The following is a 26,701-nucleotide window of genomic DNA, read 5'->3' on the forward strand; positions in this document are numbered from 1 at the left end:
TTTGTCGTCCTCGTCGTATTTGTAGCGTTTTGTCCGACGCCGCAGTTTTATCGAATCAGCTGGAAATGGTAGAAGTTTCAGGTTTCGTCTGTGTGACATGCAGCCGATCTTGTTGCTGAAGTGGCTAAAAATGCACTGGCAAAACCTGAATTTTTTATCCTTTCTGTCACTCACGGAGTGTCCATGCACTACTCATTTACTGAGAAGAAACGCATTCGCAAATCATTCGCGAAGCGCGCCAACGTTCACCACGTTCCGTTCCTGCTGGCTACCCAGCTCGAGTCCTACCATAGTTTCTTGCAAGAAGACGTAGCACCGTCGACACGCAAGAACGACGGCCTGCAGTCGGCCTTTACCTCGATTTTCCCTATCGTTTCGCACAATGGCTTTGCGCGTCTCGAATTCCTGTCGTACGTCCTGGGCGATCCTGCCTTTGACGTCAAGGAATGCCAACTGCGTGGCCTGACCTTTGCGTCGCCGCTGCGCGCCAAGGTCCGTCTGGTGATCCTGGACAAGGAATCGCCGACCAAGCCGGTCGTCAAAGAGATGAAGGAACAGGAAGTCTACATGGGCGAACTGCCCCTGATGACCACCACCGGTTCGTTCGTCATCAATGGTACCGAGCGCGTTATCGTTTCGCAGCTGCATCGCTCGCCTGGCGTGTTCTTCGAGCACGACCGCGGCAAGACCCACTCCTCGGGCAAACTGCTGTTCTCCGCGCGTATCATTCCTTACCGCGGTTCGTGGCTGGACTTCGAGTTCGACCCGAAAGACATCCTGTTCTTCCGCGTCGACCGCCGCCGCAAGATGCCAGTGACGATACTGCTGAAAGCAATCGGCATGTCGCACGAGCAGATCCTGGCGAACTTCTTCGTGTTCGACAATTTCAACCTGCGCTCCGAAGGCGCGGAAATGGAATTCGTCGCCGAACGCCTGCGTGGCGAAGTCGCGCGTTTCGACATCGTCAACAAGGAAGGCAAGACGCTGGTCCTGAAGGACAAGCGTATCAACGCCAAGCACGTGCGCGATATCGAATCGAACGGCATCAAGCACATCTCGGTACCGGAAGACTACCTGCTGGGCCGCGTGCTGGCCAAGAACATCGTCGATCCTGAGACCGGCGAAGTTGTCGCGTCCGCCAACGATGAGCTGACCGAAGACGTGTTGGGCCGCCTGCGCGAAGCCAACATCTCCGAAATCCAGACCTTGTACACCAACGATCTGGACCAGGGCGCCTACATTTCGCAAACCCTGCGCATCGATGACACCGCCGACCAGATGGCCGCCCGTGTCGCGATCTACCGCATGATGCGTCCTGGCGAACCGCCAACGGAAGACTCCGTCGAAGCGCTGTTCAACGGCCTGTTCTACAGCGCCGACCGTTACGACCTGTCGGCCGTGGGCCGCATGAAGTTCAACCGCCGCATCGGCCGCGATGAACTGACCGGCGCCATGACGCTGTCGAACGAAGACGTGCTGGCCGTGATCAAGATCCTGGTGGAACTGCGCAATGGCCGCGGCGAAGTCGACGATATCGATCACCTGGGTAACCGTCGCGTACGTTGCGTCGGCGAACTGGCCGAGAACCAGTTCCGCGCCGGCCTGGTGCGCGTTGAGCGCGCCGTCAAGGAACGCCTCGGCCAAGCCGAAGCGGACAACCTGATGCCGCACGACCTGATCAACTCGAAGCCGATCTCGGCCGCAATCCGCGAGTTCTTCGGTTCGTCCCAGCTGTCGCAGTTTATGGACCAGACCAACCCGCTGTCGGAAATCACGCACAAACGCCGTGTATCCGCCCTGGGCCCTGGCGGTCTGACCCGCGAACGCGCAGGCTTTGAAGTACGCGACGTGCACCCGACCCACTACGGCCGCGTGTGCCCGATCGAAACGCCTGAAGGCCCGAACATCGGCCTGATCAACTCGCTGGCGCTGTACGCCCGCCTGAACGAATACGGCTTCCTGGAAACCCCATACCGCAAGGTCGAAGGCTCCAAGATCACCGACCAGATCGACTACCTGTCCGCCATCGAAGAAGGCCGCTACATCATCGCTCAGGCGAATGCGACCATTAACGACGCAGGCATGCTGAGCGATGAGCTGGTATCGGCCCGTGAAGCCGGCGAAACCATTCTGGTATCCCCAGAGCGCATCCAGTACATGGACGTGGCGCCGGGCCAGATCGTTTCCGTCGCAGCGTCGCTGATTCCGTTCCTCGAACACGATGATGCGAACCGCGCATTGATGGGTGCCAACATGCAGCGCCAGGCGGTACCTTGCCTGCGCCCAGAGAAGGCACTGGTCGGTACCGGTATCGAACGCACCGTGGCAGTCGACTCGGGTACTACCGTGCAGGCTCTGCGCGGCGGTATCGTCGACTACATCGATGCAGGCCGTGTCGTGATTCGCGTGAACGATGACGAAGCAACCGCCGGCGAAGTCGGTGTCGACATCTACAACCTGATCAAGTACACCCGTTCGAACCAGAACACCAACATCAACCAGCGTCCTATCGTCAAGGTAGGCGACCGTGTGGCCAAGCGCGACGTGATCGCCGACGGCGCATCGACCGACCTGGGTGAATTGGCTCTGGGCCAGAACATGACCGTGGCCTTCATGCCATGGAATGGTCTGAACTTCGAAGATTCGATCCTGATCTCGGAAAACGTCGTGAAAGACGACCGCTACACTTCGATTCACATCGAAGAGCTGTCCGTCGTTGCACGCGATACCAAGCTGGGCGCGGAAGAAATCACCCGCGACATCTCGAACCTGGCTGAGAACCAGCTGGCTCGTCTGGATGAGTCCGGTATCGTCTACATCGGCGCGGAAGTGCAGGCAGGCGACACCCTGGTCGGTAAGGTAACGCCTAAAGGCGAAACCCAGCTGACTCCGGAAGAGAAGCTGCTGCGCGCGATCTTCGGCGAAAAAGCATCGGACGTGAAAGACACCTCGCTGCGCGTGCCATCGGGCATGATCGGCACCGTGATCGACGTCCAGGTCTTCACCCGTGAAGGCATCGTTCGCGACAAGCGCGCGCAACAGATCATCGACGATGAACTGAAGCGTTTCCGCCTGGACCTGAACGACCAGATGCGTATCGTTGAAGGCGATGCCTTCCAGCGTCTGGAAAAAATGCTGATCGGCCAAGTCGTCAACGGCGGTCCGAAGAAGCTGGCCAAAGGCGCCAAGATCACCAAGGAATACCTGGCTGATCTGGACAAGTACCACTGGTTCGACATCCGTCCATCGGAAGACGCATCGGCTACCGCGCTGGAAGCGATCAAGGAATCGATCAACGAGAAGCGCCACCAGTTCGATCTGGCCTTCGAAGAGAAGCGCAAGAAGCTGACCCAGGGCGATGAACTGCAACCTGGCGTGCAGAAGATGGTCAAGGTTTACCTGGCCGTTAAACGCCGCCTGCAGTCGGGCGACAAGATGGCGGGTCGTCACGGTAACAAGGGTGTGGTTTCCCGTATCGTGCCGGTGGAAGACATGCCATACATGGCCGACGGTACGCCGGCCGACGTGGTACTGAACCCGCTGGGTGTTCCTTCCCGTATGAACGTGGGTCAGATTCTCGAGACCCACCTGGGTTGGGCAGCGAAGGGCCTGGGTATCCGTATCGGCGAAATGCTGGCCGTGCACACCAAAGCCGAAGAGATGCGCAAGTATCTGACCGTGATCTACAACGAAAACGGCCGTCCTGAAGATCTGGACCAGTTCGACGACGAAGAGATCATGAAGCTGGCGAACAACCTGAAGAAGGGTGTTCCGTTCGCTACTCCGGTGTTCGACGGCGCGCACGAATCGGAAATCCGCCGCATGCTGGACCTGGCTTACCCGGACGACATCGCTCACAAGCTGGGCATGACGCCGTCGAAGAATCAGGTCACGATGTACGACGGCCGCACCGGCGAAGCGTTCGAGCGCAAGGTCACCGTTGGCGTGATGCACATGCTGAAACTGCACCACTTGGTCGACGACAAGATGCACGCGCGTTCGACCGGTCCATACTCGCTCGTTACGCAGCAGCCACTGGGCGGTAAAGCCCAGTTCGGTGGCCAGCGCTTCGGTGAGATGGAGGTGTGGGCACTGGAAGCATACGGCGCATCGTATGTGCTGCAAGAGATGTTGACCGTTAAGTCGGATGACGTGAACGGCCGTACCAAAGTGTACGAAAACCTGGTCAAAGGCGACCACGTGATCGACGCCGGTATGCCTGAATCGTTCAACGTGCTGGTGAAAGAGATCCGTTCCCTGGGTATCGATATCGACCTGGAACGCAACTAAGACATCAAGCACGGGCCCCGCCGGTCGTTGCCGGCGGGGCAGTTTAAAGAATTCATCACTACCTGGAGTGATACATGAAAGCACTGCTCGATTTATTCAAGCAAGTACAGACGAACGAGACTTTTGACGCGATCAAGATCGGTCTCGCTTCGCCTGAAAAAATCCGTTCGTGGTCCTACGGCGAAGTTAAAAAGCCGGAAACCATCAACTATCGTACCTTCAAGCCTGAGCGCGACGGTCTGTTCTGCGCCAAGATCTTTGGCCCGATCAAGGACTACGAATGCCTGTGCGGTAAGTACAAGCGTCTGAAACACCGCGGCGTGATCTGCGAAAAGTGCGGCGTCGAAGTCACGCTGGCCAAGGTGCGCCGCGAGCGCATGGGCCACATCGAGCTGGCTTCGCCTACCGCCCACATCTGGTTCCTGAAGTCGCTGCCATCCCGTCTGGGTATGGTGCTGGACATGACCCTGCGGGACATCGAACGCGTGCTGTATTTCGAAGCATACGTGGTGACCGATCCAGGCATGACCCCGCTGAAAAAATGCCAGATCATGTCGGAAGACGACTACGCCGCCAAGTACGAAGAGTACGGCGACGACTTCACCGCCTTCATGGGCGCTGAAGGTATCCGCGAACTGCTGCGCTCGATCGACATCCACCGCGATGCCGAAACCCTGCGCGTGGAACTGAAGGAATCGAAGTCCGAAGCCAAGATCAAGAAATACGCCAAGCGCCTGAAAGTGCTGGAAGCGTTCCAACGTTCGGGCATCAAGCCTGAGTGGATGATCATGGAAGTGCTGCCGGTGCTGCCGCCGGAACTGCGTCCGCTGGTACCGCTGGACGGTGGCCGCTTCGCGACCTCGGATCTGAACGATCTGTATCGCCGCGTCATCAACCGTAACAACCGTCTGAAACGCCTGATGGAGCTGCGCGCTCCAGAGATCATCACGCGCAACGAAAAGCGCATGCTGCAAGAAGCAGTCGATTCGCTGCTGGACAACGGCCGTCGCGGCAAAGCGATGACCGGCGCCAACAAGCGTCCGCTGAAATCGCTGGCTGAGATGATCAAGGGTAAGGGCGGCCGCTTCCGTCAGAACTTGCTGGGTAAGCGCGTCGACTACTCGGGCCGTTCGGTCATCGTGGTGGGTCCGCAGCTGAAACTGCACCAGTGCGGTCTGCCGAAGCTGATGGCTCTGGAACTGTTCAAGCCGTTCATCTTCAACAAGCTGGAACTGATGGGCCTGGCTACCACGATCAAGGCCGCTAAAAAGCTGGTCGAGATTCAAGAGCCGGTCGTCTGGGACATCCTGGAAGACGTGATCCGCGAACATCCGATCATGCTGAACCGTGCGCCTACGCTGCACCGTCTGGGTATCCAGGCTTTCGAGCCGGTCCTGATTGAAGGCAAGGCGATCCAGCTGCACCCACTCGTCTGCGCGGCATTCAACGCCGACTTCGACGGTGACCAGATGGCAGTTCACGTTCCGCTGTCGATCGAAGCACAGATGGAAGCCCGCACGCTGATGCTGGCTTCGAACAACATCCTGTTCCCATCGAACGGCGAACCATCGATCGTTCCTTCGCAGGATATCGTGCTGGGTCTGTACTACGCGACCCGCGAAGCGATCAATGCGAAAAACGAAGGCATGCTGTTCCCTGACGTGTCGGAAGTCATCCGTGCCTACGACAACAAGGAAGTGGAACTGACCACCCGTATCACCGTACGTATCGTTGAGAATCCAAAAGATCCAGCGACGGGCGAATTCGTTCGCACCGTGACCCGTTACGAGACCACGGTCGGCCGCGCCATCCTGTCGGAAATCCTGCCGAAAGGCCTGCCATTCTCCGTGCTGAACCGCGCGCTGAAGAAGAAAGAGATTTCCAAGCTGATCAACACGTCCTTCCGTAAGTGCGGCCTGCGCGCGACGGTGGTGTTTGCTGACCAACTGATGCAGTCGGGCTTCCGCCTGGCGACCCGCGCCGGTATTTCGATCTGCGTGGACGACATGCTGGTACCGCCTCAAAAAGTCACCCTGATTTCGGCTGCAGAGTCCGAAGTCAAGCAGATCGAGCAGCAGTACGCTTCGGGTCTGGTGACGGCTGGCGAGCGTTACAACAAGGTAGTCGACATCTGGGGCAAGACCTCCGATGAAGTCGGCAAGGCCATGATGGACCAACTGAAAGTGGAAGACGTCATCAAGCGTGACGGCACCAAGTCCACCCAGGAATCCTTCAACGCGATTTACATGATGGCCGACTCGGGCGCCCGCGGTTCCGCAGCGCAGATTCGCCAGCTGGCAGGTATGCGTGGTCTGATGGCGAAACCGGACGGTTCGATTATCGAAACGCCGATTACCGCGAACTTCCGCGAAGGCCTGAACGTTTTGCAGTACTTCATCTCGACCCACGGCGCTCGTAAAGGTCTGGCGGATACGGCGCTGAAAACCGCGAACTCGGGTTACCTGACCCGTCGTCTGGTCGACGTGACCCAGGATCTGGTCGTCATCGAAGATGATTGCGGCACCTCGAACGGCACGCTGATGAAGGCGATGGTCGAAGGCGGTGAAGTGATCGAAGCCCTGCGCGACCGTATCCTCGGCCGCGTGGTGGTCAACGACGTCGTCAATCCGGAAACCCAGGCTACGCTGTACGAAGCCGGTACCCTGATGGACGAAGACATGGTGGAAGAGATCGAGCGTCTGTCGATCGATGAAGTCAAGGTCCGTACCCCGCTGACTTGCGACACGCGCTTCGGCCTGTGTGCCAAGTGCTACGGTCGCGATCTGGGCCGCGGCATGCTGGTCAACGCCGGCGAAGCCGTCGGTGTGGTCGCTGCGCAGTCGATCGGTGAACCAGGTACCCAGCTGACCATGCGTACCTTCCACATCGGTGGTGCGGCGTCGCGTGCGGCAGTGGCATCGTCGGTGGAAGCGAAGTCGAACGGTACCATCCGCTTCACCTCGACCATGCGTTACGTTACCAACGGCAAGGGCGCGCAAATCGTCATTTCCCGTTCGGGCGAAGTGCTGATTACCGACGACCACGGCCGTGAGCGCGAGCGTCACAAAGTGCCGTACGGCGCGACCCTGATCGTCAAAGACGGCATGGTGATCAAGGCCGGTACGGCCCTGGCAACCTGGGATCCGCTGACCCGTCCGATCATTACCGAGTACGCCGGTACGGTGCGTTTCGAGAACGTCGAAGAAGGCGTGACCGTTGCCCGTCAGGTGGACGAAGTGACCGGTCTGTCGACCCTGGTGGTAATCGATGCCAAGCGTCGCGGTTCGCTGACCAAAACCCTGCGTCCACAGGTCAAACTGTTGAACGAAGATGGTCACGAAGTGAAGATCGCCGGTACCGAACACGCTGTAGCGATCGGCTTCCAGGTCGGCGCGCTGATCATGGTGAAAGATGGCCAGGCAGTGTCCGTCGGTGAAGTGCTGGCACGTATCCCGACCGAATCGCAGAAGACTCGCGATATTACCGGTGGTCTGCCGCGCGTTGCCGAGCTGTTCGAAGCTCGTTCGCCGAAAGATGCGGGTATGCTGGCGGAAGTGACCGGTACCGTTGCATTCGGTAAAGAAACCAAGGGTAAGCAGCGTCTGGAAATCACGGACATGGACGGCAACAAGCACGAGTTCCTGATCACCAAGGACAAGCAAGTGCTGGTACACGACGGCCAGGTAGTGAACAAGGGCGAGATGATCGTCGACGGCCCAGCCGATCCGCAAGACATTCTGCGTCTGCTGGGTATCGAAGCGCTGGCGCGTTACATCGTTGACGAAGTGCAAGACGTGTACCGTCTGCAGGGCGTGAAGATTAACGACAAGCACATCGAAGTTATCGTGCGTCAGATGCTGCGTCGCGTACAGATCGTCAATGCCGGCGACACCAACTACATCGTTGGCGAGCAGGTTGAGCGTTCGGAACTGCTGGACGAGAACGATCGCGTAACCGCAGAGAATAAGATCCCTGCGACTTATGAAAACGTTCTGCTGGGTATTACCAAGGCATCGCTGTCGACCGATTCGTTTATCTCGGCCGCATCGTTCCAGGAAACTACCCGCGTTCTGACCGAAGCCGCGATTATGGGCAAACGCGATGGTCTGCGTGGTCTGAAAGAAAACGTCATCGTTGGTCGTCTGATTCCAGGCGGCACCGGTCTGGCATTCCACCGCGCTCGCAAAGAGAAAGAGCAGTGGGAAGTGGAAGAGCGTCAAGCTCTGCTGCTGGCCGAGAAAGCCTCGATGTCCAGCGGCGATGTGGAAGTGACCGAAACGGTTATTCCACACGACGGCGAAGCGTAATTCAGCTTTAGTCCCGCAAAATAAAAACGGCACCTTCGGGTGCCGTTTTTTTATTTGCGGCGTCGTTAATTAATCCGCTTCGTCGTATTAATCTGCGTCGACCAAAATATATTAAAGATGGCGGGCGGGGCGATCAATAAATCGCCAAGAATAAAATAACTTATCGGCGTCTGCTTTTGGCTTTAAATAATGGCGGCTAGGTTTAATATATTGCGCCGTCCTGGTTTTAAATGTCACGGCATGTCCGTTGGCCGCAGCAGCGGCGATGGCGCCACTTCCCGCCTGGCAGGCATATCTCCGGCACCGCTTAACTGATATCGCTCGCCGGCTGTCGTGTAGCCGGGCTCATGACTTCTCGGATGCAAGCCGATCTGGAAAACCCTACGTGAAACATGCCAGACAGTAGTGCGTTCATGCTAAGATTTGGCTCATGATCGCTCAAGCACTCTTCACCCCTGCCCAGCAAAAGCTGCTGGGCTTGCTATTTGTACGTGTCAATCAAGGATTCCACTTGAATGAGATCATGCGCCTGACCGGTTTGGGCAGCGCATCGGCCCAGCGTGAGCTCAAACGCCTGCACGAGTCGGGCGTCATCGTGTCCGAGCGGATCGGCAACGTGCGTCGTTTTAAACCCAACAAGGAATGCATCGTATTCGGGGAATTAAGCAACCTGGTCAAGAAAACCTTCGGCCTGGTCAGCGTCTTGAATTCGGCACTGGCGCCGCTGCAACATGTGCTGAATGTGGCTTTTGTTTATGGCGCGACGGCCAAGGAACATGAGGGCATGGATACGCCGGTGGAATTAATGCTCATCGGCGATAACACCAGCTATGGCGAATTATTATCCCGCCTGCCGGTTGCCGAGCGTCTGCTGCGCCGTAAAATCAATCCCAATCTGTATTCGATCCCAGACTTTAAACGCCGCCTGCGCGAACAGCAGCCATTTATTCTCCAGGTGCTGCGGGAGCAGAAGATTTATGTTTTAGGCGATGAAACTGATTTGGAGAAAGTCAGCGGCGAGGAAGTCGGCGTCAGTTAATCCAATTCCCGGCCGGTGGCCCAAGGCTGCTTTTGCGGGAAGAATAAAGAAAATCTGGTGTAATAACCGGCGCGGGATTCGCAATGTATCTTGCCGCCGAATGCCGTAATAACCCGCTGGCAAAAAGCCAAACCCATACCCGTGCCGCCGCCATTATGCCTTGTGCTGTAAAACGGTTCGAATACGTGCGGCAATACATCATCCGGTATGCCCGATCCGGTATCGGTCACTAATAATTGCTTGCTATTGCCATGGGTGAAAAAGGCAATTTCCACATCCCCCCGTCCCGCCGATTTAATAGCATGCAGCGCGTTTTTAAAAAGATTATATAAAACGTAGACCAGCAATACATCCGACCCAAAGAAAGTGAAGTCTTCGGCGGCTTTCACCACGACCTTGTCGCGCATCGAACTTTCAAACGGATAGCAGGCCAGGGCTTCGTCCACGCATTTCTTGATCGAGTGGTCGGCAAAATCGCTGCGGTTCAGCGTGCCCGCCCGGGCCGACGCCAGCATCATGTCGACGATGAAATTGGAGCGGCTGATCTCAGCCTCGATATGCTGGGTCAGCTTGCTGAGGTAATTCAGCTGCGCCGGCTGCAGCAGCGGCTCGATATGCCGGTGCTCCACCGCGCTCTGGTAGCCGGCCAGCAAGTCCGGCAGGCACTTGGCCAGCACCCGCGACTGGTTGCGGATGGTCGCCAGCGGCGTGCGCATTTCGTGGGCGATGGTGGCGGCCACCTCCATCGGGTCCGCCAGCAGGTTGTGCCGCACCATGGCCTGGGCGATCACCCCCAGGCCGGCCGCGACGAACAGCACTCCGGGCGGGTAGAACTGCACGCCGTAGTTGCACAGGTAATCGACCGAGGCGAAGAAATAGATCAGCAGGCTGACCAGGCAGTAGCGCAGCCGGGTCTTCTCGGTCGAGACGGCCAGCTGTTGCCGCTGGTACAGCAGCCACAGGCCGCGACCCACGACCAGGCCGGTCTGCGCCAAGTGCAGCGGATGCAGCGGCCCCGCCTTGGGATAGAAACCGAAGAAATACGGATACAGCCCGGCGATCACCCAGTCGGTGCTCAGCATGATGACGCCCAGCAGGCCGGCCGTCACATAGGACAGGTCCACCCAGCGGCGTTCGCTGCGCTGGGCCGTCAGTTCGGCGATGAAATGGTACAGCGTGGTCGGCAGGAACAGGATCAGCAGGTAGCCGAGCTTGGCCAGCGCCAGCGCCTCGTCCTCGTTGTTGATCTGGAACAGCACCGCCCAGGTGAACTGCCAGCAAAACGTGGTCGCGCACAGCAGGAAGAAGGTCAGGCTGATGCGGCTCACCCCGCGCGAATGCAGCACGTAAGCGCCGTAGCACAGGAACAGCAGGGAAACCACGGCGGGCAGTAGGGAGTGCATGCGCTTTTTCCACGGACTTTGGACGGTAGTCAGCAGTATTGCGTGTGTTGATCTAGCTCGCTTGGCTATCGATTAACTATTTGCGTTAAATCAAACAAGCGCAGGACAAACCCGCTTTAAGTGTTTCTGCCCGGCTTGCGGGCAAACGTACCCGGCCGCAGGCCGGGACGGTCCAACTCACTGATAGGGGAATTCTCATGTTGCTGCACGCCACCGAAGTAGAAATGTCCGCACTCTCCAATGCGACCGCCGCCAACGCCAAGCAGACTTTTACCCACGCCCTGACGATCTATCTGAAGGATTCCAACGCCTACGGCAACACCTACTTCGCGCGCTACTTCGAATGGCAGGGAATCTGCCGTGAAAAGTGGTTCTTCGATTGCATCTCGCGCGATATGCTGCAAAACGACGGCGTATTCATCACCAAGCACGCCGAGCAGGACTACCTGCAGGAGACTTTCCCATTCCAGGAAATTCGCTGCGAGTTGAATGTATATGACGTCAAAAAGTGCTCGTTTTGGCTGGAGTTCCGGTTTTATGCCGACGACAAGCCGGTCTCGGTGGGGCGCCAGCAGATCGTCTTTGCCAACCACGCCAAGCAGATCACGGCCTTGCCCGAGCTGGTAATCGCCCGCATCAAGCGCTACGCCAGGTAATGCAGAAAGGGGCGGGCCGTTGCGGTCCGCCCCCTGGCGTTTACTTCTCCGCCGCGATCCAGCGGTCGACTTTTTCCTCCAGCAGCGCCAGCGGCAGCGTGCCGTCGCCCAGCACGATGGCGTGGAACTTCGGCAGGCTGAACTTGTCGCCCAGCGCCTGGGCCGCGCGCTGGCGCAGCTCGACGATCTTCAGCGCGCCGATCTTGTAGCCCAGCGCCTGGCCCGGCCAGGCCATGTAGCGCTCGGTCTCGGTCTTGGCCGAATTGTCGTAGCCCAGCGTGTCGTGCATGTACTGGATGCTTTGCTCGCGGGTCCAGCCCTGCGCGTGCATGCCGGTGTCGACCACCAGGCGGGTGGCGCGCAGCAGCTCGTCGTTCAGGTGGCCGAAGTACTGGGCCGGATCGTCGAACAGACCCATCTCCTTGCCGAGCGTTTCCGCATACAGCGCCCAGCCTTCGATAAAGGCGTTGTTGCCGCCATATTTGCGGAAGTTAGGCAGATTTAGCTCTTGCACCAGGGCCAGGTGGAAGTGGTGGCCGGGCTTGCCCTCGTGCAGGAACAGCGTGGTCATGCCGGTGTTGCCGTACTTGGTAGGATCGTTGACCACCGACCAGAACACGCCGGGGCGCGAGCCATCGCCGGCCGGCGAGGTGTAGTGGTCCGAGGCGGTGGCGCGGCTCAGTTCAGGCTCCAGGCGCAGGTCCAGCTTGGCCTTGGGCAGCAGCGTGAACATCATCGGCAGCTTGGTGTCGAGCACGTCGTTGAGCTTGTGGTAGACGGCCTGGACTTCGTTCTCGGTCTTGAACGGATAGAACTGCGGCTGTGCAGCCACCCAGACCGGCAAGCCCGCCGCCGGGCCGGTGTAGCCCAGCTTGGGACCCAGCACTTCGAACTGCGCCTGGATGCGCGCCACTTCCTTCAGGCCGATGGCGTGGATGGCGTCCGGCGTCAGCGAGGTCGTGGTGGCTTCGGCGACGCGCGCCTGGTACCAGGCGGCGCCGTTCGGCAGCGCGCCGAGGCCGGTCGTGGTGCGGCAGGCCGGCACGTATTCCTTTTCCAGGAAGGTGGACAGGCGGGCCAGCGCCGGCATCAGTTTCTCGCCGACGGTCTTGCGGTAGGCGGCCGTCAGGCGCTGCTTGTCGGCGTCGGAGAAGGCCGCCGGCAGCTTGGTGATCGGCGTGTAGAAGATGCTGCTTTCCGGCGTGGCGCTGACCAGCTTCTGGAACTGCGGCAAGCCCGATTCCATGATGGCTTTCGGCTGGGTGATGCCTTGCTTCATGCCCACGCGCATATTGGCGATGGCCTGGTCTATCCACGCCGGCAACTGGTTGATACGGCTCAGGTAGGCGTCATATTCCTTGACCGTCCCGATGGGTTGCGACGCTTCGCCGCCGGCATAGTTGGCCAGCGTGACCGGCACGCTGTCCATCTGGTTGATCGGCAGCAGGTGCTGCGGGAAGGGCTCCATCGACAGCAGGCCGTGCAGCTCGTAGGCCAGGATGTCGTAGCTGACGCGGTCGGTATTGTTCAGCTGCGCGCGCTGCACCGCCTTCAGGCGGGTGGCGAACTGGCGGTACAGCTTGAACTGCTGGGCGCGCTTGGCGGGGGCGATGCTCATGCCCAGCTGGTCGTCGAAGCGGTTGTCGCCGTTCTCGGTGGCGCCTATCGGTTCGAAGCGGGCAACGGCGTCGTAGTATTGGTCGGCGATGGCCAGCAGGGCCTTGTGCGCGGGCGCGGCGCTGACTTGCGGCACGACGGCGGCAGGCGCGGCGGCATGGCTCGCCAGCGGCGCAAACGCCAGCATCACGGCGGCGGCAAGAGGGGCGAAAGCGGCGTAGGTGTTGCGGCGATGCGTCATATGGTTTTCCTCAAAATGTCACAAAATTGGCGCCTAGCATAAGCCATTGCGGGGCGTCGCTGGGACAAAATTTGTATCGGCGATACATTGTTCTTTTACGGAAATTTCAGATTCGAATTTGCAAACATAATTATTCGAAGGATATCGAAACCGTAGTATCCTGAGGACTCGGTGGCGCGATTCCACACCACCGCAAGGTTGCTCAAGAATTCAACCATAACAAAGCAGTACAGCCTGGCCGCTGCCTTCGGGTAGCGGCCTTTTCTATTCAGGCCGCCGTTTCGGCGAAGCGGCTTTCGTACAGCGCCGCCACCAGGTCCGATTGCGTGACGATGCCGGCGAAGCGCTGCTCCGCATCGACGATGGGAATGTGGTGGAAGCCGGAGTCGGCCATCAGCGGCACCAGGTCGACGATGGGCGTATCGAGCTGGGCCGTGGTCGGGTGCTGGCTCATGATCTGGCCGACCACCTCGGCTTTTTCCGTGTGGGTGACGCCGCTTTTGCGCAAAAATCGCTGCAGTTGATGGCGGATGCCGCGGTAGTCGTCCAAACCGCCATGCTCCAGGAAATCCGTCTGCGTGACGATGCCGATCACCCGCCGCGCGCGGTTGAGCACCGGCAGCGCCGCCACGCGGTGCGTGCGCATCTGCTGCCAGGCTTGTTCCAGGCTGGTGCCGAACTCGGCGCTGACGACGTCGCGCGACATGATATCGGCGCAGCTGATGATGCCGAAGCGGCGCTGGTAGGCGCGCTGCTCGGTCTGCATGAACAGCGATTCCAGGTCGTCGCGGCTGATGTCCAGCACCTGGTTGTACTGCTTCAGCACGGCGTCCAGGTCTTCCGGCTTGAAGCCCAGCCGCACCGTCGGCACGGCGTCCGCGGTGGCATGCGGATGCGGTTGCGCGCTTTGCTGCGCATGGGGGTAGCGGCGGCCGGTCAGCTTGTTGTAGAGCATGGCCACCACCACCAGCACCACCGTGTCGGCCAGCACCGTCAGCATCACGAAATCGAAGCCGGCCGCATGTACGGCGGGGCCGCCGATCACCGTGGTCAGCGCCACCGCGCCGCCGGGCGGATGCAGGCAGCGCAGCGCGAACATGGCGGCGATCGCCAGCCCGGTGGCCAGCGCGCCCAGCATCGGCAGCGACAGCGTGTCGCCCAGCAATTGCACGCAGGCCACGCCGACCAGCCCGCTGACGACATTGCCGCCGATGGCAGACCAGGGCTGGGCCAGCGGACTGGCCGGCAGCGCGAACAGCAGCACGGCGGAGGCGCCGATCGGCGCCACCATGAAAATCGCCGTGCCGACGGGGGCTAGCAGCAGGTGGCTGAGCAGGGCGGTGATGAACAGGCCGAGCAGGGCGCCGGCGGCGGCGCGCAACTGTTCGCGGCGGCCGGCGGTGATGGGGCTGGGCAGCCAGCGGTCGAGGAAAGCACGCATAGGCTTAATCAAGTATTTGATATGGGACAAATATTATCCCACGCCCAGCCCGCCTCTGCACTTTATTGGTGCGAAACCAGCTCCAGCGGCAAGGCCGTGGTGATCTTGATCTGCTCCATCGAAAACGCCGACGACACCCCGGTCAGCTGCGCAACCTTGATCAACTTCTTGTAAAAGCGGTCATATCCTTCAATATCGCTCGTCACCACCTTCAGCAGGTAATCGATGTCGCCGCTCATGCGGTGAAACTCCAGCACTTCCGGCAAGGCGATGACGGCGGCGGCAAAGCGCGCCAGCCATTTGTCGTCGTGCTGGCTGGTGCGCACGCTGACGAACACCGTCACCGGCAAGCCCACCTTGCGGCGGTTGACGATGGCCACGCGGCTCTCGATATAGCCTTCCTCCTCCAGCCGCCGCACCCGCTTCCAGCACGGCGTGGTGGACAGGCCGACCCGCTCGCTGAGCTGGGCAATCGACAGCGTGCCGTCGCCCTGCAATGCTGACAAAATTGCATAGTCGTAGCGATCTAGTTCATTCATTCTTCATTCTCCTTAAATTCGGCATGAACATGCTACAAGTCGTCCGTGGCAGGAGTATTTTAGTACATATATTTCGGGCCGACTGAGTAAGCTATACGTATCCAAGACACTGGCACCGATGCACGCACACTCATGACGACCGAAATCTACCTCGATGGCAACGCCACGACCGCCGTACTGCCGGCCGCCATCGCCGCCGCAGCCGACGCCATGGGCCAGCGCTACGGCAATCCCAGCAGCAGCCACGGCACCGGCCTCAAGGCCAAAGCTGTGCTCGACCAGGCCCGCGCCTGCGCGCTGCGTCTGCTGGGCGTCGGCGACGGCCGCCTGATGTTCAACAGCGGCGCCACCGAAGGCATCCAGACCGCTGTGCTGTCGGCGCTGGTCGCGCTGCGCGAACGCCGCGAACGTGGCGAAGCCATCGGCAGCCTGCTGGTCTACGGCGCGACCGAGCACAAGGCCGTGCCGGAAAGCCTGGCGCACTGGAACCGCCTGCTGGGCCTGAACCTGACGCTGCACAAGCTGCCGGTCGACCACGACGGCGCGCACGACCTGGCGCAGCTGCGCGCGCTGGCGCCGCAGGCGGCGCTGGTGTGCACCATGGCCGCCAACAATGAAACCGGCATCATCACCGATCTGGCGGCGATCTCCGCGCTGCTGGCCGAAACCGGCAGCCAGGCCTACTGGCTGGTCGATTGCGTGCAGGCGCTGGGCAAGCTGGACCTGAACCTGGCCGCCACCCGCATCGACTACGCGCCGTTCTCCGGCCACAAGCTGTATGCGCCCAAGGGCGTGGGCATGTTGTACGTGCGCGCCGGCGCGCCGTTCACGCCGCTGATCATGGGTGGCGGCCAGGAGGGCGGCCAACGCTCCGGCACCGAGAACATGGCCGGCATCGCCGCGCTGGGCGCCGTGCTGGCCGCGCTGGAGCAGGGCGACACCTTCCGCAGCCACCACCAGCTGGCCAGCTTCCGCGCCCGCCTGGCCGACAGCCTGCGCGCGGCCCTGCCCGGCGTGGTGTTCAACCACCCCTTCGACAAATCGCTGCCGACCACGCTGAACTTTTCCGTGCCCGGCCTGACCAGCCGCGAACTGATGGATGTGTTCGACGCCGCCCACGTGCGCGTCAGCTCCGGCAGCGCCTGCTCCGCCGCCAAGGCCGCGCCCAGCTACGTGCTGGACGCCATGCAGGCGCCGCTGTGGCGCAGCGCCGGCGCGATCCGCATGTCCTTCGGCCCGCTGGCCGACGAAGCCACCATCGCCGACGCCTGTCGCCGCATCGAACGCTGCGGCGCCGCGCTGCGCGCCAGCTGCCTGATCCCGTCCGAGCGCACCGCCGTGCCGCACGACGGCCTGCTGCAACTGGGCGTGGAAGGCGCGTGCAGCTGGCTGGTGCTGGACGCCGCCAGCCGCAGCTGCATCGTCATCGACCCCTTGCCGGACATGATAGGCCGCATCGAATCCTATGTACGCTGCCAGAACTACCAGGTGCAGGCCATCGTCACCACCTTGCCTGACGCCGACCGCGCGCAACTGGCCGGGGCGCTGGGCCGCCACTTCGACGTCCACGCCGCCACCGACGCCTACGGCTGGCCTGCAAGCGCCGCCGGCGCGATCCAGATTGGCGCGCACGCGCTGGCCAGCGTGGCCGACGGTGCATCGCGCCACTATCTGCTGGGCGCCATTGGGCTGGCGCCGCAGTCGGTGCGCTTCGCCTTCTGCGCGCAGCCAGCGCTGGACGTGCTGCGTCCGCTGACCTGTGCGCAGACGCTGTTGTGCCCGACTCGCGACGAGCACAACCAGTTCTGCCTCGGCATGGCCGAGCCGGCCACCGCCACCGCGCAAGCCGAGCCGCCACTGCAGCTCGACAGCGCCGCGCTGGACGCCTTCCTGCAAGCCCATCCCGATGCCCAACTGATCGACGTGCGCGAACCCTACGAATTCGCGGCCACCATCGCGCCCGGCCCCGCCGGCCGCAGCGCCCGCAGCGTGCCCCTGAGCCGCCTAGCCGAGCACGCCAGCAGCTGGCTGCAGGATGCGTCCGTGCCGCTGGTGTTCTTCTGCCGCAGCGGCAACCGTAGCCTGAAGGCCGCGCAATGCCTGCGCCGCCTGGGCCACCGCCAGGCATACAGCCTCGGCGGCGGACTCGCGCTGGCGCCGATGGCGCTGGCCGCATAGGCCGTCAACAGTTTCAACTCTTTCTTCCTTTATAAGGCCGCGCAAGCGGCCTTTTTTTTCGTGGAAATTCTGTATGTACGTCACCGCACAGTCGCGAGGCGTGCGCCCCCGTAGGATGCCTTGGCACATAATTTCCTATTCGCAGAATCAAAGCGAGGTATCAGTTGAAACAGTCCGCCCCCCTCATGCCCGCGATTACGCTGGGCTTCCGCGAAGCACCCGTCGGCTCCCTGCTGTCCGCCGAGGACGACGAAGACCTGCCCTTGCGCGCCGAACTGTTCAGCGCCGCCCAGATGGCGGCGCACGGCAAGACGCTGGCCACGCACCACGAGCTCAGCAAGCGCAGCGGCCGCGACCGTCTGTTGTCGCGGCTGGCGGAAAACGCCGCCGTCATCGACTCCACCTGCGACGCGCTGGCCGCTGCCGCCAAGGTTGGCCGCCAGATCACGCCCGCTTCCGAATGGCTGCTGGACAACTTCTACCTGATCGAAGAACAGATACGCATCGCCCGCCGCCACCTGCCCAAGAACTACAGCCGGCAATTGCCGCGCCTGGGCAAGGGCGCACCGGACGGCACGCCGCGCGTCTACAAGATCGCGCTGGAAATCATTTCGCACGGCGACGGCCGCGTCGATCCCGAATCGCTGTGCCGCTTCGTCGACGCCTACCAGGAAGTGGCCAGCCTCACGCTGGGCGAGCTGTGGGCCATCCCCATCATGCTGCGCCTGGCGCTGATCGAAAACCTGCGCCGCGTGGCCGCCCGCGTGGCCGACAACCGCATCCACCGCGACCTGGCCAACACCTGGGCCGACCAGATGACCGAGGTCGCCGACAAGAATCCCAGCGGCCTGATACTGCTGGTGGCCGACATGGCCCGTTCCAATCCGCCCATCACCAGCGCCTTCGTGGCCGAACTGGCGCGGCGCCTGCAGGGACAAAGCCCGGCGCTGACGCTGGCGCTGTCGTGGATCACGCACCGCCTGGCCGAATCGGGGCAGACCATCGAACAGCAGATCCAGGCCGAGATCCAGCAGCAGGCGGCGGAGCAGGTCTCCATCGCCAACAGCATCGGCAGCCTGCGCTTCCTCGGCACCATGGACTGGCAGGAGTTCGTCGAGACCATGAGCGTGGTCGAGCAGACCTTGCGCCAGGATCCCGCCGCCATCTACGGCCGCATGGAGTTCGCCACGCGCGACCAGTACCGCCACGCGATCGAGAAGATCGCCAAGCGTTCGCGCTACTCCGAAATCGAAGTGGCGCAGCAAGCCTTGCAGCTGGCGCAGGCGCACTACGAGGGCGGCGACGCCCGCCATGGCCACGTCGGCTTCTACCTGATCGGCGGTGGCCTGGCCGCGCTGGAAAAACAGACCGGCATGCGCCGGCCGTGGCTGGAGGCCTTGCAGCAGACGTCGCGCGCCTCGCCGCTGACTTCCTACCTGGGCGCCATCGCCGCCATCGCGCTGGTGTCGACCGCGCTGCTGCTGGAGCGCGCCGCGCACAACGGCGTGAGCGGCCCCGTGATCGTCATGCTCGGCGTGCTGGCGCTGCTGGGCAGCAGCCAGCTGGCACTGAGCCTGGTGAACTGGGTCGCCACGCTGGTCACGCGTCCGAACCCGCTGCCGCGCATGGACTTCAAGGACGGCGTGCCGGCCAACGCCCGCGCCATCGTGGTGGTGCCGACGCTGGTCTACAGCAAGGAGAACATCGCGGATCTGTGTGAGCAGCTGGAAGTGCGCTTCCTCGCCAACCGCGATCCCAACCTGATGTTCTGCCTGTTGACGGACTTCGCCGACGCCGCCTCGGAAACCCTGCCGGCCGACGCCGCGCTGGTCGAGCAGATGCAGCGCTGCGTCGGTCATTTGAACCGCAAGTACGCCACCCATCCGAACGGCGAACCGGCTTCGCCCTTCCTGCTGCTGCACCGCCCGCGCCTGTGGAATCCGCACGAAGGCGTGTGGATGGGCTATGAGCGCAAGCGCGGCAAGCTGCAGGCGCTGAACCGCTTCCTGCGCGGCGGCGCGCGCGAGCAATTCAGCCTGGTGGTGGGCGAAACGCACGAACTGGAAAGCATCAAGTACGTCATCACGCTGGACACCGACACCCAGCTGCCGCGCGACGCCGCGGCGCAGTTCATCGCCACCATGCAGCATCCGCTGAACCAGCCGCGCATCGACACCGCGCGCGGCCGCGTGGTCGAAGGCTACGGCATCCTGCAACCGCGCGTGACGGTCAGCCTGCCGAGCGAGAACGCTTCGCGCTACGAAAAACTGTGCGGCGGCGAACCGGGCATCGACCCCTATACCCGCACCGTGTCCGACGTCTACCAGGACGTGTTCTTCGAAGGCTCCTTCATCGGCAAGGGTATCTACGACGTCGACGTGTTCGAGCAGGTGCTGGGACAGCGGCTGCCGGAAAACCGCATCCTCAGCCACGACCTGCTGGAAGGCTGCTACCTGCGCGCCGGCCTGCTGAGCGACGCCCAATTATACGAAGCCTATCCGGCCCGCTACGGCGACGACGTCAGCCGCCGCCAGCGCTGGATACGCGGCGACTGGCAGCTGGCCTCGTGGCTGCTGGGCCGCGTGCCGGGCCCCAACCGCAAGCGTGAGCGCAATCCGCTGTCGCTGCTGTCGCGCTGGAAGCTGTTCGACAACCTGCGCCGCAGCCTGACCGCGCCGGCGCTGGTGCTGTCGCTGATCACCGCCTGGCGCTGGTTGCCCGAGCCGTGGCTGTGGACCGGCGCCGTGCTGGCCGTGATCTTCGTCGCGCCGCTGGTGAGCACCCTGCACGACCTGCTGCGCCGGCCCGAGGATACGCTGTGGAGCCAGCATCTGCGGGCCGCGTTGCGGCGCGGCGGCTTGCAGTTCTCGCACGCGATCCTGATGCTGGTGTTCCTGCCATACGAAGCCTGGTTCAGCCTCGACGCGATCCTGCGCAGCGCCTGGCGCATGCTGGTTTCGCACAAGCACCTGCTGGAGTGGCAAGCCTCGGCGCTGTCGCGCACGGCCGGCGTCTGGCGCACCATGTGGTGCTCGCCGGTGCTGGCGCTGTTCGTCGGCGGCGCGCTGCTGGGATGGCGTCCCGCCAGCCTGGCGCCGGCCGCGCTGTTCCTGCTGGCCTGGCTGGTGGCGCCCGCCGTGGCGCAGTGGATCAGCCGTCCGATCGAGCGCCGGCAGGCCAGGCTCACGCCGGACCAGCAGCAGTTCCTGCACCAGCTGGCCCGCCGCACCTGGGCCTATTTCGACCGCTACGTCGGCCCGGAGGACAATTGGCTGCCGCCCGATAACATGCAGGAGCATCCGGCCCACGTGGTGGCGCACCGCACCTCGCCGACCAATATCGGCATGGCGCTGCTGGCCAACCTGAGCGCCAGCGATTTCGGCTACCTCTGCATCGGCCAGATGATGCAGCGCACCGCCGCCACGCTGGCCACGATGGACCAGCTGGAACGCCATCAGGGCCACTTCTACAACTGGTACGACACGCAGACGCTCAAGCCGCTGCACCCGATCTACATCTCGACCGTCGACAGCGGCAACCTGGCCGGCCACCTGCTCACGCTGCAGGCCGGCCTCACCGGCCTGTACGACCAGCCGGTGCTGGGGCCGCATACGGTGGACGGCATCGTCGCCACCTGCCGCGTGCTGCAGGAATCGCTGGGCGGCGCGGCAACGGCGTCCGCGCCGGATGCGCCGGACGCCGCCGGCCTGCCCGAACTGAACGCCCTGCTGGCAGCGCTGGCGCCCGCGCCGGACGGCGGCAACCTGCAGCAACTGCACGCCTGGCTGGCGCGCGTCGCCGCAGCCGTCGCCGGCCTGCCGCCGACCGATACGCACGGCGAAACGGCCATGTGGTCCGCGTCGCTGGTGCAGCAATGCCAGGCCGCGCTGGACGAACTGTCCCTGCTGACGCCGTGGGTCAACCTGCCGGCGGACGCCGTGTTCGACACCAGCCTGACCCGCGTGCCGACGCTGCGCGAACTGGCCGCCATGATCGACAGCACCGCCGCCGTCCTGGCCAACGACCTCGCCCCGGCCGAACGCGATCGCCAGCTGCTGCTGGCCGGCCTGTGCGCGCAGGGCGCCGCCGCTGCGCACGAACGCATGCGCGAGTTGTCCGAACTGGCGCGGCGCTGCGGCGCCTACGCCCAGATGGAATACGGCTTCCTGTACAACACCACCACCAGCCTGCTGGCCATCGGCTACAACGTCACCGAACGCCGTTTGGACGCCAGCTACTACGACCTGCTGGCGTCGGAAGTGCGGCTGGCCAGTTTCGTCGCCATCGCCCAGGGCCAGCTGCCGCAGGAGCACTGGTTCGCGCTGGGCCGCCAATTGTGCATCGTCGCCGGCAAGCCGGTGCTGCTGTCCTGGAGCGGTTCGATGTTCGAGTACCTGATGCCGCTGCTGGTGATGCCCAACTATCCGAGCACGCTGCTCGACCAGACCTACAGCGCGGTGATCGACGCCCAGATCGACTACGGCAAGCGCCGCAGCGTGCCGTGGGGGATATCCGAATCCGGCTACAACACCGTCGACGCCAGCCTCAATTACCAGTACCGAGCCTTCGGCGTGCCTGGCCTGGGCCTGAAGCGCGGCCTGGCCGACGACCTGGTGATCGCGCCCTACGCCACCATGCTGGGATTGATGGTGCAGCCGGAAGCGGCCTGCCTCAACCTGCAGAAGATGGCGGGCATGGGCTATATGGGCCGCTACGGTTTCTTCGAAGCGATCGACTACACGGCCTCGCGCCTCCCGCGCGGCCAGAGCGCCGCCGTGATCCGCTCCTTCATGGTCCACCACCAGGGCATGGGCCTGCTGGCGCTGAGCTACCTGCTGCACGACCGCCCGATGCAGCGCCGTTTCGAATCCGATCCGCTGCTGCAATCGACGCTGCTGGTGCTGCAGGAACGCAGTCCGCAGGCGGGCGCCTTCTACTCCAACACCACCGAGATGGCGGCCGTGCGCTCCACCGCGCCGGAGCAGGCCATGCCGATGCGCGTGCTGACCCAGCACAGCACACCGGTGCCGGAAACCCAGCTGCTGTCCAACGGCCGCTATCACGTCATGGTGACCAACGGTGGCGGCAGCTACAGCCGCTGGAAGGATCTCGCCGTCACCCGCTGGCGCGAAGACAGCACGCGCGACAACTGGGGCAACTTCTGCTACGTGCGTGACATGGACGACGGCCAGTTCTGGTCGACGACCTACCAGCCGGCGCTGGTCGAACCGCGCAAGCACGAGGTGATCTTCTCCGAAGGCCGCGCCGAGTTCCGCCGCTCCGACCGCAACATCGACCTGTACACGGAAATCGTGGTCTCGCCGGAAGACGACATCGAACTGCGCCGCACCCGCATCACCAACAAGTCCGACCGCGTGCGCACCATCGAAGTGACCAGCTTTGCCGAAGTGGTGATGGCGCCTGCCGCCGCCGATGCCTCGCACCCGGCCTTCAGCAAACTGTTCGTGCAGACCGAAATCCTGCGCGACGAAAACGCCATCCTGTGCACGCGCCGTCCGCGCGGGCAGGCCGATGCCATGCCGTGGCTGATGCACTCGATGATGGTGCACGACGCCGCCGTCGCCGGCGTCTCCTTCGAGACCGACCGTTCGCGCTTCATCGGCCGCGGCAACACCGCCGCCGCGCCGCAGGCCATGCTGAGCGACGACGCCCTGAGCGGCGCCGAAGGTTCGGTGCTCGATCCGGTGGTGGCGATCCGCTACACCATCACGCTCAAGCCGGACCAGACGGCCATCGTCGACATCGTCACCGGCATGACCGAGCAGCGCGACGCCGCGCTGCACCTGATCGACAAATACCAGGACCGCCACCTGGCCGACCGTGTGTTCGAACTGGCGTGGACCCACAGCCAGGTGGTGCTGCGCCAGCTCAACGCCAGCGAGGCGGACGCCCAGCTGTACGGCCGCCTGGCCAACTCGGTCATCTATCCGAACGCCGCGCTGCGCGCCGACGCCGCCACGCTGATCAAGAACCAGCGCGGCCAGTCCGGCCTTTGGGCGTATGCGATTTCCGGCGACCTGCCCATCGTGCTGCTGCAGATCAAAGACCCGGCCAACATCGAACTGGCACGCCAGATGGTGCAGGCGCACGCCTACTGGCGCCTGAAAGGCCTGGTGGTCGACCTGGTGATCTGGTACGAAGACCAGTCGGGCTACCGCCAGCTGCTGCACGAGCAGATCATGGGGCTGATCGCCTCCGGCATCGACGCGCAAGCGATCGACCGGCCGGGCGGCATCTTCGTGCGCCTGGCCGACCAGATCGCCAACGAGGACCGCATCCTGCTGCAATCGGTGGCGCGCGCCATCCTCAGCGACAGCCGCGGCACGCTGGCCGAACAGATCAAGCGTCCCGGCCCGCCGGCCATGCGCATGCCGCCGCTGCTGGCGGACAATCGCATCGACTACGCGGACGCCGTTCCGCCGCCCGCTCCGGTGCGTGAGCTGATGCTGGAAAACGGCATCGGCGGTTTCACGCCGGACGGCCGCGAATACGTCATCACCACCAGCGCCGCGCAGCGCACGCCGGCGCCGTGGTCCAACGTGCTGGCCAATCCGCAGTTCGGCAGCGTGATCTCGGAAAGCGGCCAGGCCTACACCTGGCACGAGAACGCCCACGAATTCCGCCTGACGCCGTGGCACAACGATCCGGTCAGCGACGCCAGCGGCGAAGCCTTCTATCTGCGCGATGAGCAGAGCGGCCAGTTCTGGTCGCCGACCGCCTTGCCGGCGCGCGGCGACGGCAGCTACGTCACGCGCCACGGCTTCGGCTACAGCGTGTTCGAACACAGCGAGGCCGGCATCGCCACCGAGATGACCACCTTCGTCGCCATCGACGCGCCGATCAAGTACACGGTGCTCAAGGTGCGCAACGATACACTGGTGGCGCGGCGCCTGTCGGCCACCGGCTACGTCGAATGGGTGCTGGGCGACATGCGTTCCAAGTCCGGCATGCACATCGTCACCGAGGCCGATCCGGTCAGCGGCGCGCTGTTCGCCAAGAACGCCTACAACACCGAGTTCACCGGCCGCGTCGCCTTCTTCAACTGCGACGCCACGCTGCGCACCGTCACCGCCGACCGCGGCGAATTCCTGGGCCGTAACGGCTCGCTGGCGTCGCCGGTGGCGATGCGCCGTTCCCGCCTGTCCGGCAAGACCGGCGCCGGCCTCGATGCCTGCGCCGCCATCCAGGTGCCGTTCGACCTGCTGCCGGGCCAGGAACGCGAGATCGTCTTCGTGCTGGGCGTGGCTGGCCGCCGCAATGCCGACGCCAGCAGCCTGGTGCAAAAACACCGCAGCGCCGGCGCCGCGCACGAGGCGCTGGCCGCCGTGCACGCGCACTGGGACCAGACCCTGGGTGCGGTACGCATCGATACGCCGGAGCCGCAGCTCGACCTGCTGGCCAACGGCTGGCTGATGTACCAGACCATCGCCTGCCGCATGTGGGCGCGCAGCGGCTACTACCAGTCCGGCGGCGCCTTCGGCTTCCGCGACCAGTTGCAGGATGCGATGGCCACCATCCACACGCAACCGCAGCTGCTGCGCGACCAGCTGCTGCTGTGTGCCGCCCACCAGTTCCTGGAGGGCGACGTGCAGCACTGGTGGCATCCGCCGTCCGATCGCGGCGTACGTACCCACTGCTCCGACGACTATCTGTGGCTGCCGCTAGGTGCGTGGCGCTACGTCATCACCACCGGAGATGTTGGCGTGCTGGCAGAAAGCGCGCCTTACCTGGAGGGCCGCGCCGTTAAGCCGGAAGAGGATTCGTACTACGATCTGCCGGGCCGCTCCAGCCAGAGCGGCACGCTGTACGAGCACTGCGTGCGCGCCATCCGCAACGGCCTGCGCTTCGGCATCCACGGCCTGCCGCTGATCGGTTCCTGCGACTGGAACGACGGCATGGACAAGGTCGGCGAGCATGGCAAAGGAGAGAGCGTGTGGCTGGCTTTCTTCCTGTGCGAAGTGCTGCAGCGCTTTGCCGAAGTGGCGGACCTGATGCAGGATGTGGACTTCGCCACCGAGTGCCGCAGCGAGGCCAAAAAGCTGGCCGCCAACGTCGAACAGAATGCGTGGGATGGCGAGTGGTACCGCCGCGCCTACTTCGACGACGGCACGCCGCTCGGTTCGCACACCAACGAGGAATGCCAGATCGATTCGATTTCGCAGAGCTGGGGCGTGCTGTCCGGCGCCGCCGATCCGGTGCGCGTGCGCGGCGCGATGGAGCAGGTCAACCAGCGCCTGGTGCGGCGCGACTCGGGCATCATCCAGTTGCTCGATCCGCCATTCGACAAGGCCGGCCCCAACCCGGGCTATATCCGTGGCTATGTGCCCGGCGTGCGCGAGAACGGCGGCCAGTACACCCACGCCGCCATCTGGACCGCGATGGCCTTCGCCCGCCTGGGCGAGACCGAGCGCGCCTGGGAGCTGGCGCGCATGATCAACCCGGTGCAGCACGGCGGCACGCCGGAAGGCATGGCGCGCTACAAGGTGGAGCCGTATGTGGTGACGGCCGACGTCTACGCCGTGGCGCCGCACGTGGGGCGCGGCGGCTGGAGCTGGTACACCGGTTCGTCGGGCTGGATGTACCGCCTGATACTGGAGTCGCTGCTCGGCCTGACCCGCACCGCGACCCAGCTCACGCTGGCGCCGCGCATGCCGGCCGAGTGGACGCACTTCACGCTGACCTACCGCTACGGCGCGGCATCGTATGTGATCCGCGTGGTGAAGTCGGCGGAAGCCGCGCCGCTCATGACGCTGGACGGCGTGCGCCAGCCGGGCATGGCGATCGATCTGCACGATACGCCCGGCATCCATAAGGTGGAATTGTTCATGCCGGACTAGTTCGATTTTTAACAGAGTGTCCCATTCTGGACATTTTAGGCATCCACACCACAACGCGGCGCTTTATGCGTCGCGTTCTCTTTGTCGGTCATCTTCCTGTCATGCATAGTTGCGAGACTTTTGGATTACCAA

Annotated in this window: 10 protein-coding genes; 6 read left to right on the plus strand and 4 right to left on the minus strand. The window is 63.1% G+C overall.

What is annotated here, in order from left to right:
• Positions 1-183 precede the first annotated feature (183 nt).
• The 3 genes from rpoB (at position 184) to GEV01_RS23105 (ending at position 9,636) form a co-directional block, all read left to right on the plus strand.
• Positions 184-4,290 carry a DNA-directed RNA polymerase subunit beta gene (rpoB, locus tag GEV01_RS23095; RefSeq protein WP_152807843.1) on the plus strand — a complete coding sequence of 1,369 codons (4,107 nt, stop codon included), beginning with the start codon at positions 184-186 and terminating at the stop codon, positions 4,288-4,290.
• Positions 4,291-4,364: 74 nt separating this feature from the next.
• Positions 4,365-8,597, plus strand: a complete 4,233-nt coding sequence (gene rpoC / locus GEV01_RS23100; RefSeq protein ID WP_008444130.1) for a DNA-directed RNA polymerase subunit beta' — start codon at positions 4,365-4,367, stop codon at positions 8,595-8,597.
• Between the two features lie 430 nt (positions 8,598-9,027).
• Entirely contained in the window at positions 9,028-9,636 is a 609-nt protein-coding gene (locus tag GEV01_RS23105; RefSeq protein ID WP_070359397.1) for a helix-turn-helix domain-containing protein, read from the plus strand.
• On the opposite strand, the gene GEV01_RS23110 is transcribed toward GEV01_RS23105, so the two are convergent.
• Positions 9,633-11,039, minus strand: coding sequence for a sensor histidine kinase (locus GEV01_RS23110; protein ID WP_152807844.1), 1,407 nt, complete (start codon positions 11,037-11,039; stop codon positions 9,633-9,635). The two genes, GEV01_RS23105 and GEV01_RS23110, sit on opposite strands and share 4 nt — an antisense overlap.
• A gap of 197 nt (positions 11,040-11,236) precedes the next feature.
• Between GEV01_RS23110 and GEV01_RS23115 the strand changes: the two genes are divergently transcribed.
• Positions 11,237-11,695, plus strand: a complete 459-nt coding sequence (locus GEV01_RS23115; RefSeq protein ID WP_152807845.1) for an acyl-CoA thioesterase — start codon at positions 11,237-11,239, stop codon at positions 11,693-11,695.
• Between the two features lie 40 nt (positions 11,696-11,735).
• On the opposite strand, the gene GEV01_RS23120 is transcribed toward GEV01_RS23115, so the two are convergent.
• The 3 genes from GEV01_RS23120 to GEV01_RS23130 form a co-directional block, all read right to left on the minus strand.
• Positions 11,736-13,553, minus strand: a complete 1,818-nt coding sequence (locus GEV01_RS23120; protein WP_152807846.1) for a DUF885 domain-containing protein — start codon at positions 13,551-13,553, stop codon at positions 11,736-11,738.
• 268 nt (positions 13,554-13,821) lie between these two features.
• Positions 13,822-14,994 carry an HPP family protein gene (locus GEV01_RS23125; RefSeq protein ID WP_152807847.1) on the minus strand — a complete coding sequence of 391 codons (1,173 nt, stop codon included), beginning with the start codon at positions 14,992-14,994 and terminating at the stop codon, positions 13,822-13,824.
• 62 nt (positions 14,995-15,056) lie between these two features.
• Positions 15,057-15,533 (minus strand): Lrp/AsnC family transcriptional regulator, encoded by a 477-nt coding sequence (locus tag GEV01_RS23130; protein WP_070272348.1) that lies wholly within the window; start codon positions 15,531-15,533, stop codon positions 15,057-15,059.
• Positions 15,534-15,665: 132 nt separating this feature from the next.
• On the opposite strand from GEV01_RS23130, the gene GEV01_RS23135 reads away from it, so the two are divergent.
• Both GEV01_RS23135 and GEV01_RS23140 read left to right on the plus strand, forming a co-directional pair.
• On the plus strand, positions 15,666-17,711 hold the full coding sequence (locus tag GEV01_RS23135) for an aminotransferase class V-fold PLP-dependent enzyme (RefSeq protein WP_152807848.1): 2,046 nt from the start codon (positions 15,666-15,668) through the stop codon (positions 17,709-17,711).
• A 185-nt stretch (positions 17,712-17,896) separates the two neighbouring features.
• Positions 17,897-26,569: a GH36-type glycosyl hydrolase domain-containing protein gene (locus GEV01_RS23140; protein ID WP_152807849.1), complete on the plus strand. Its 8,673-nt coding sequence runs from the start codon at positions 17,897-17,899 to the stop codon at positions 26,567-26,569.
• The last annotated feature ends 132 nt before the right edge of the window (positions 26,570-26,701 follow it).

It is taken from the genome of Rugamonas rivuli (genome assembly GCF_009380165.1).
GTDB lineage: Bacteria > Pseudomonadota > Gammaproteobacteria > Burkholderiales > Burkholderiaceae_D > Rugamonas > Rugamonas rivuli.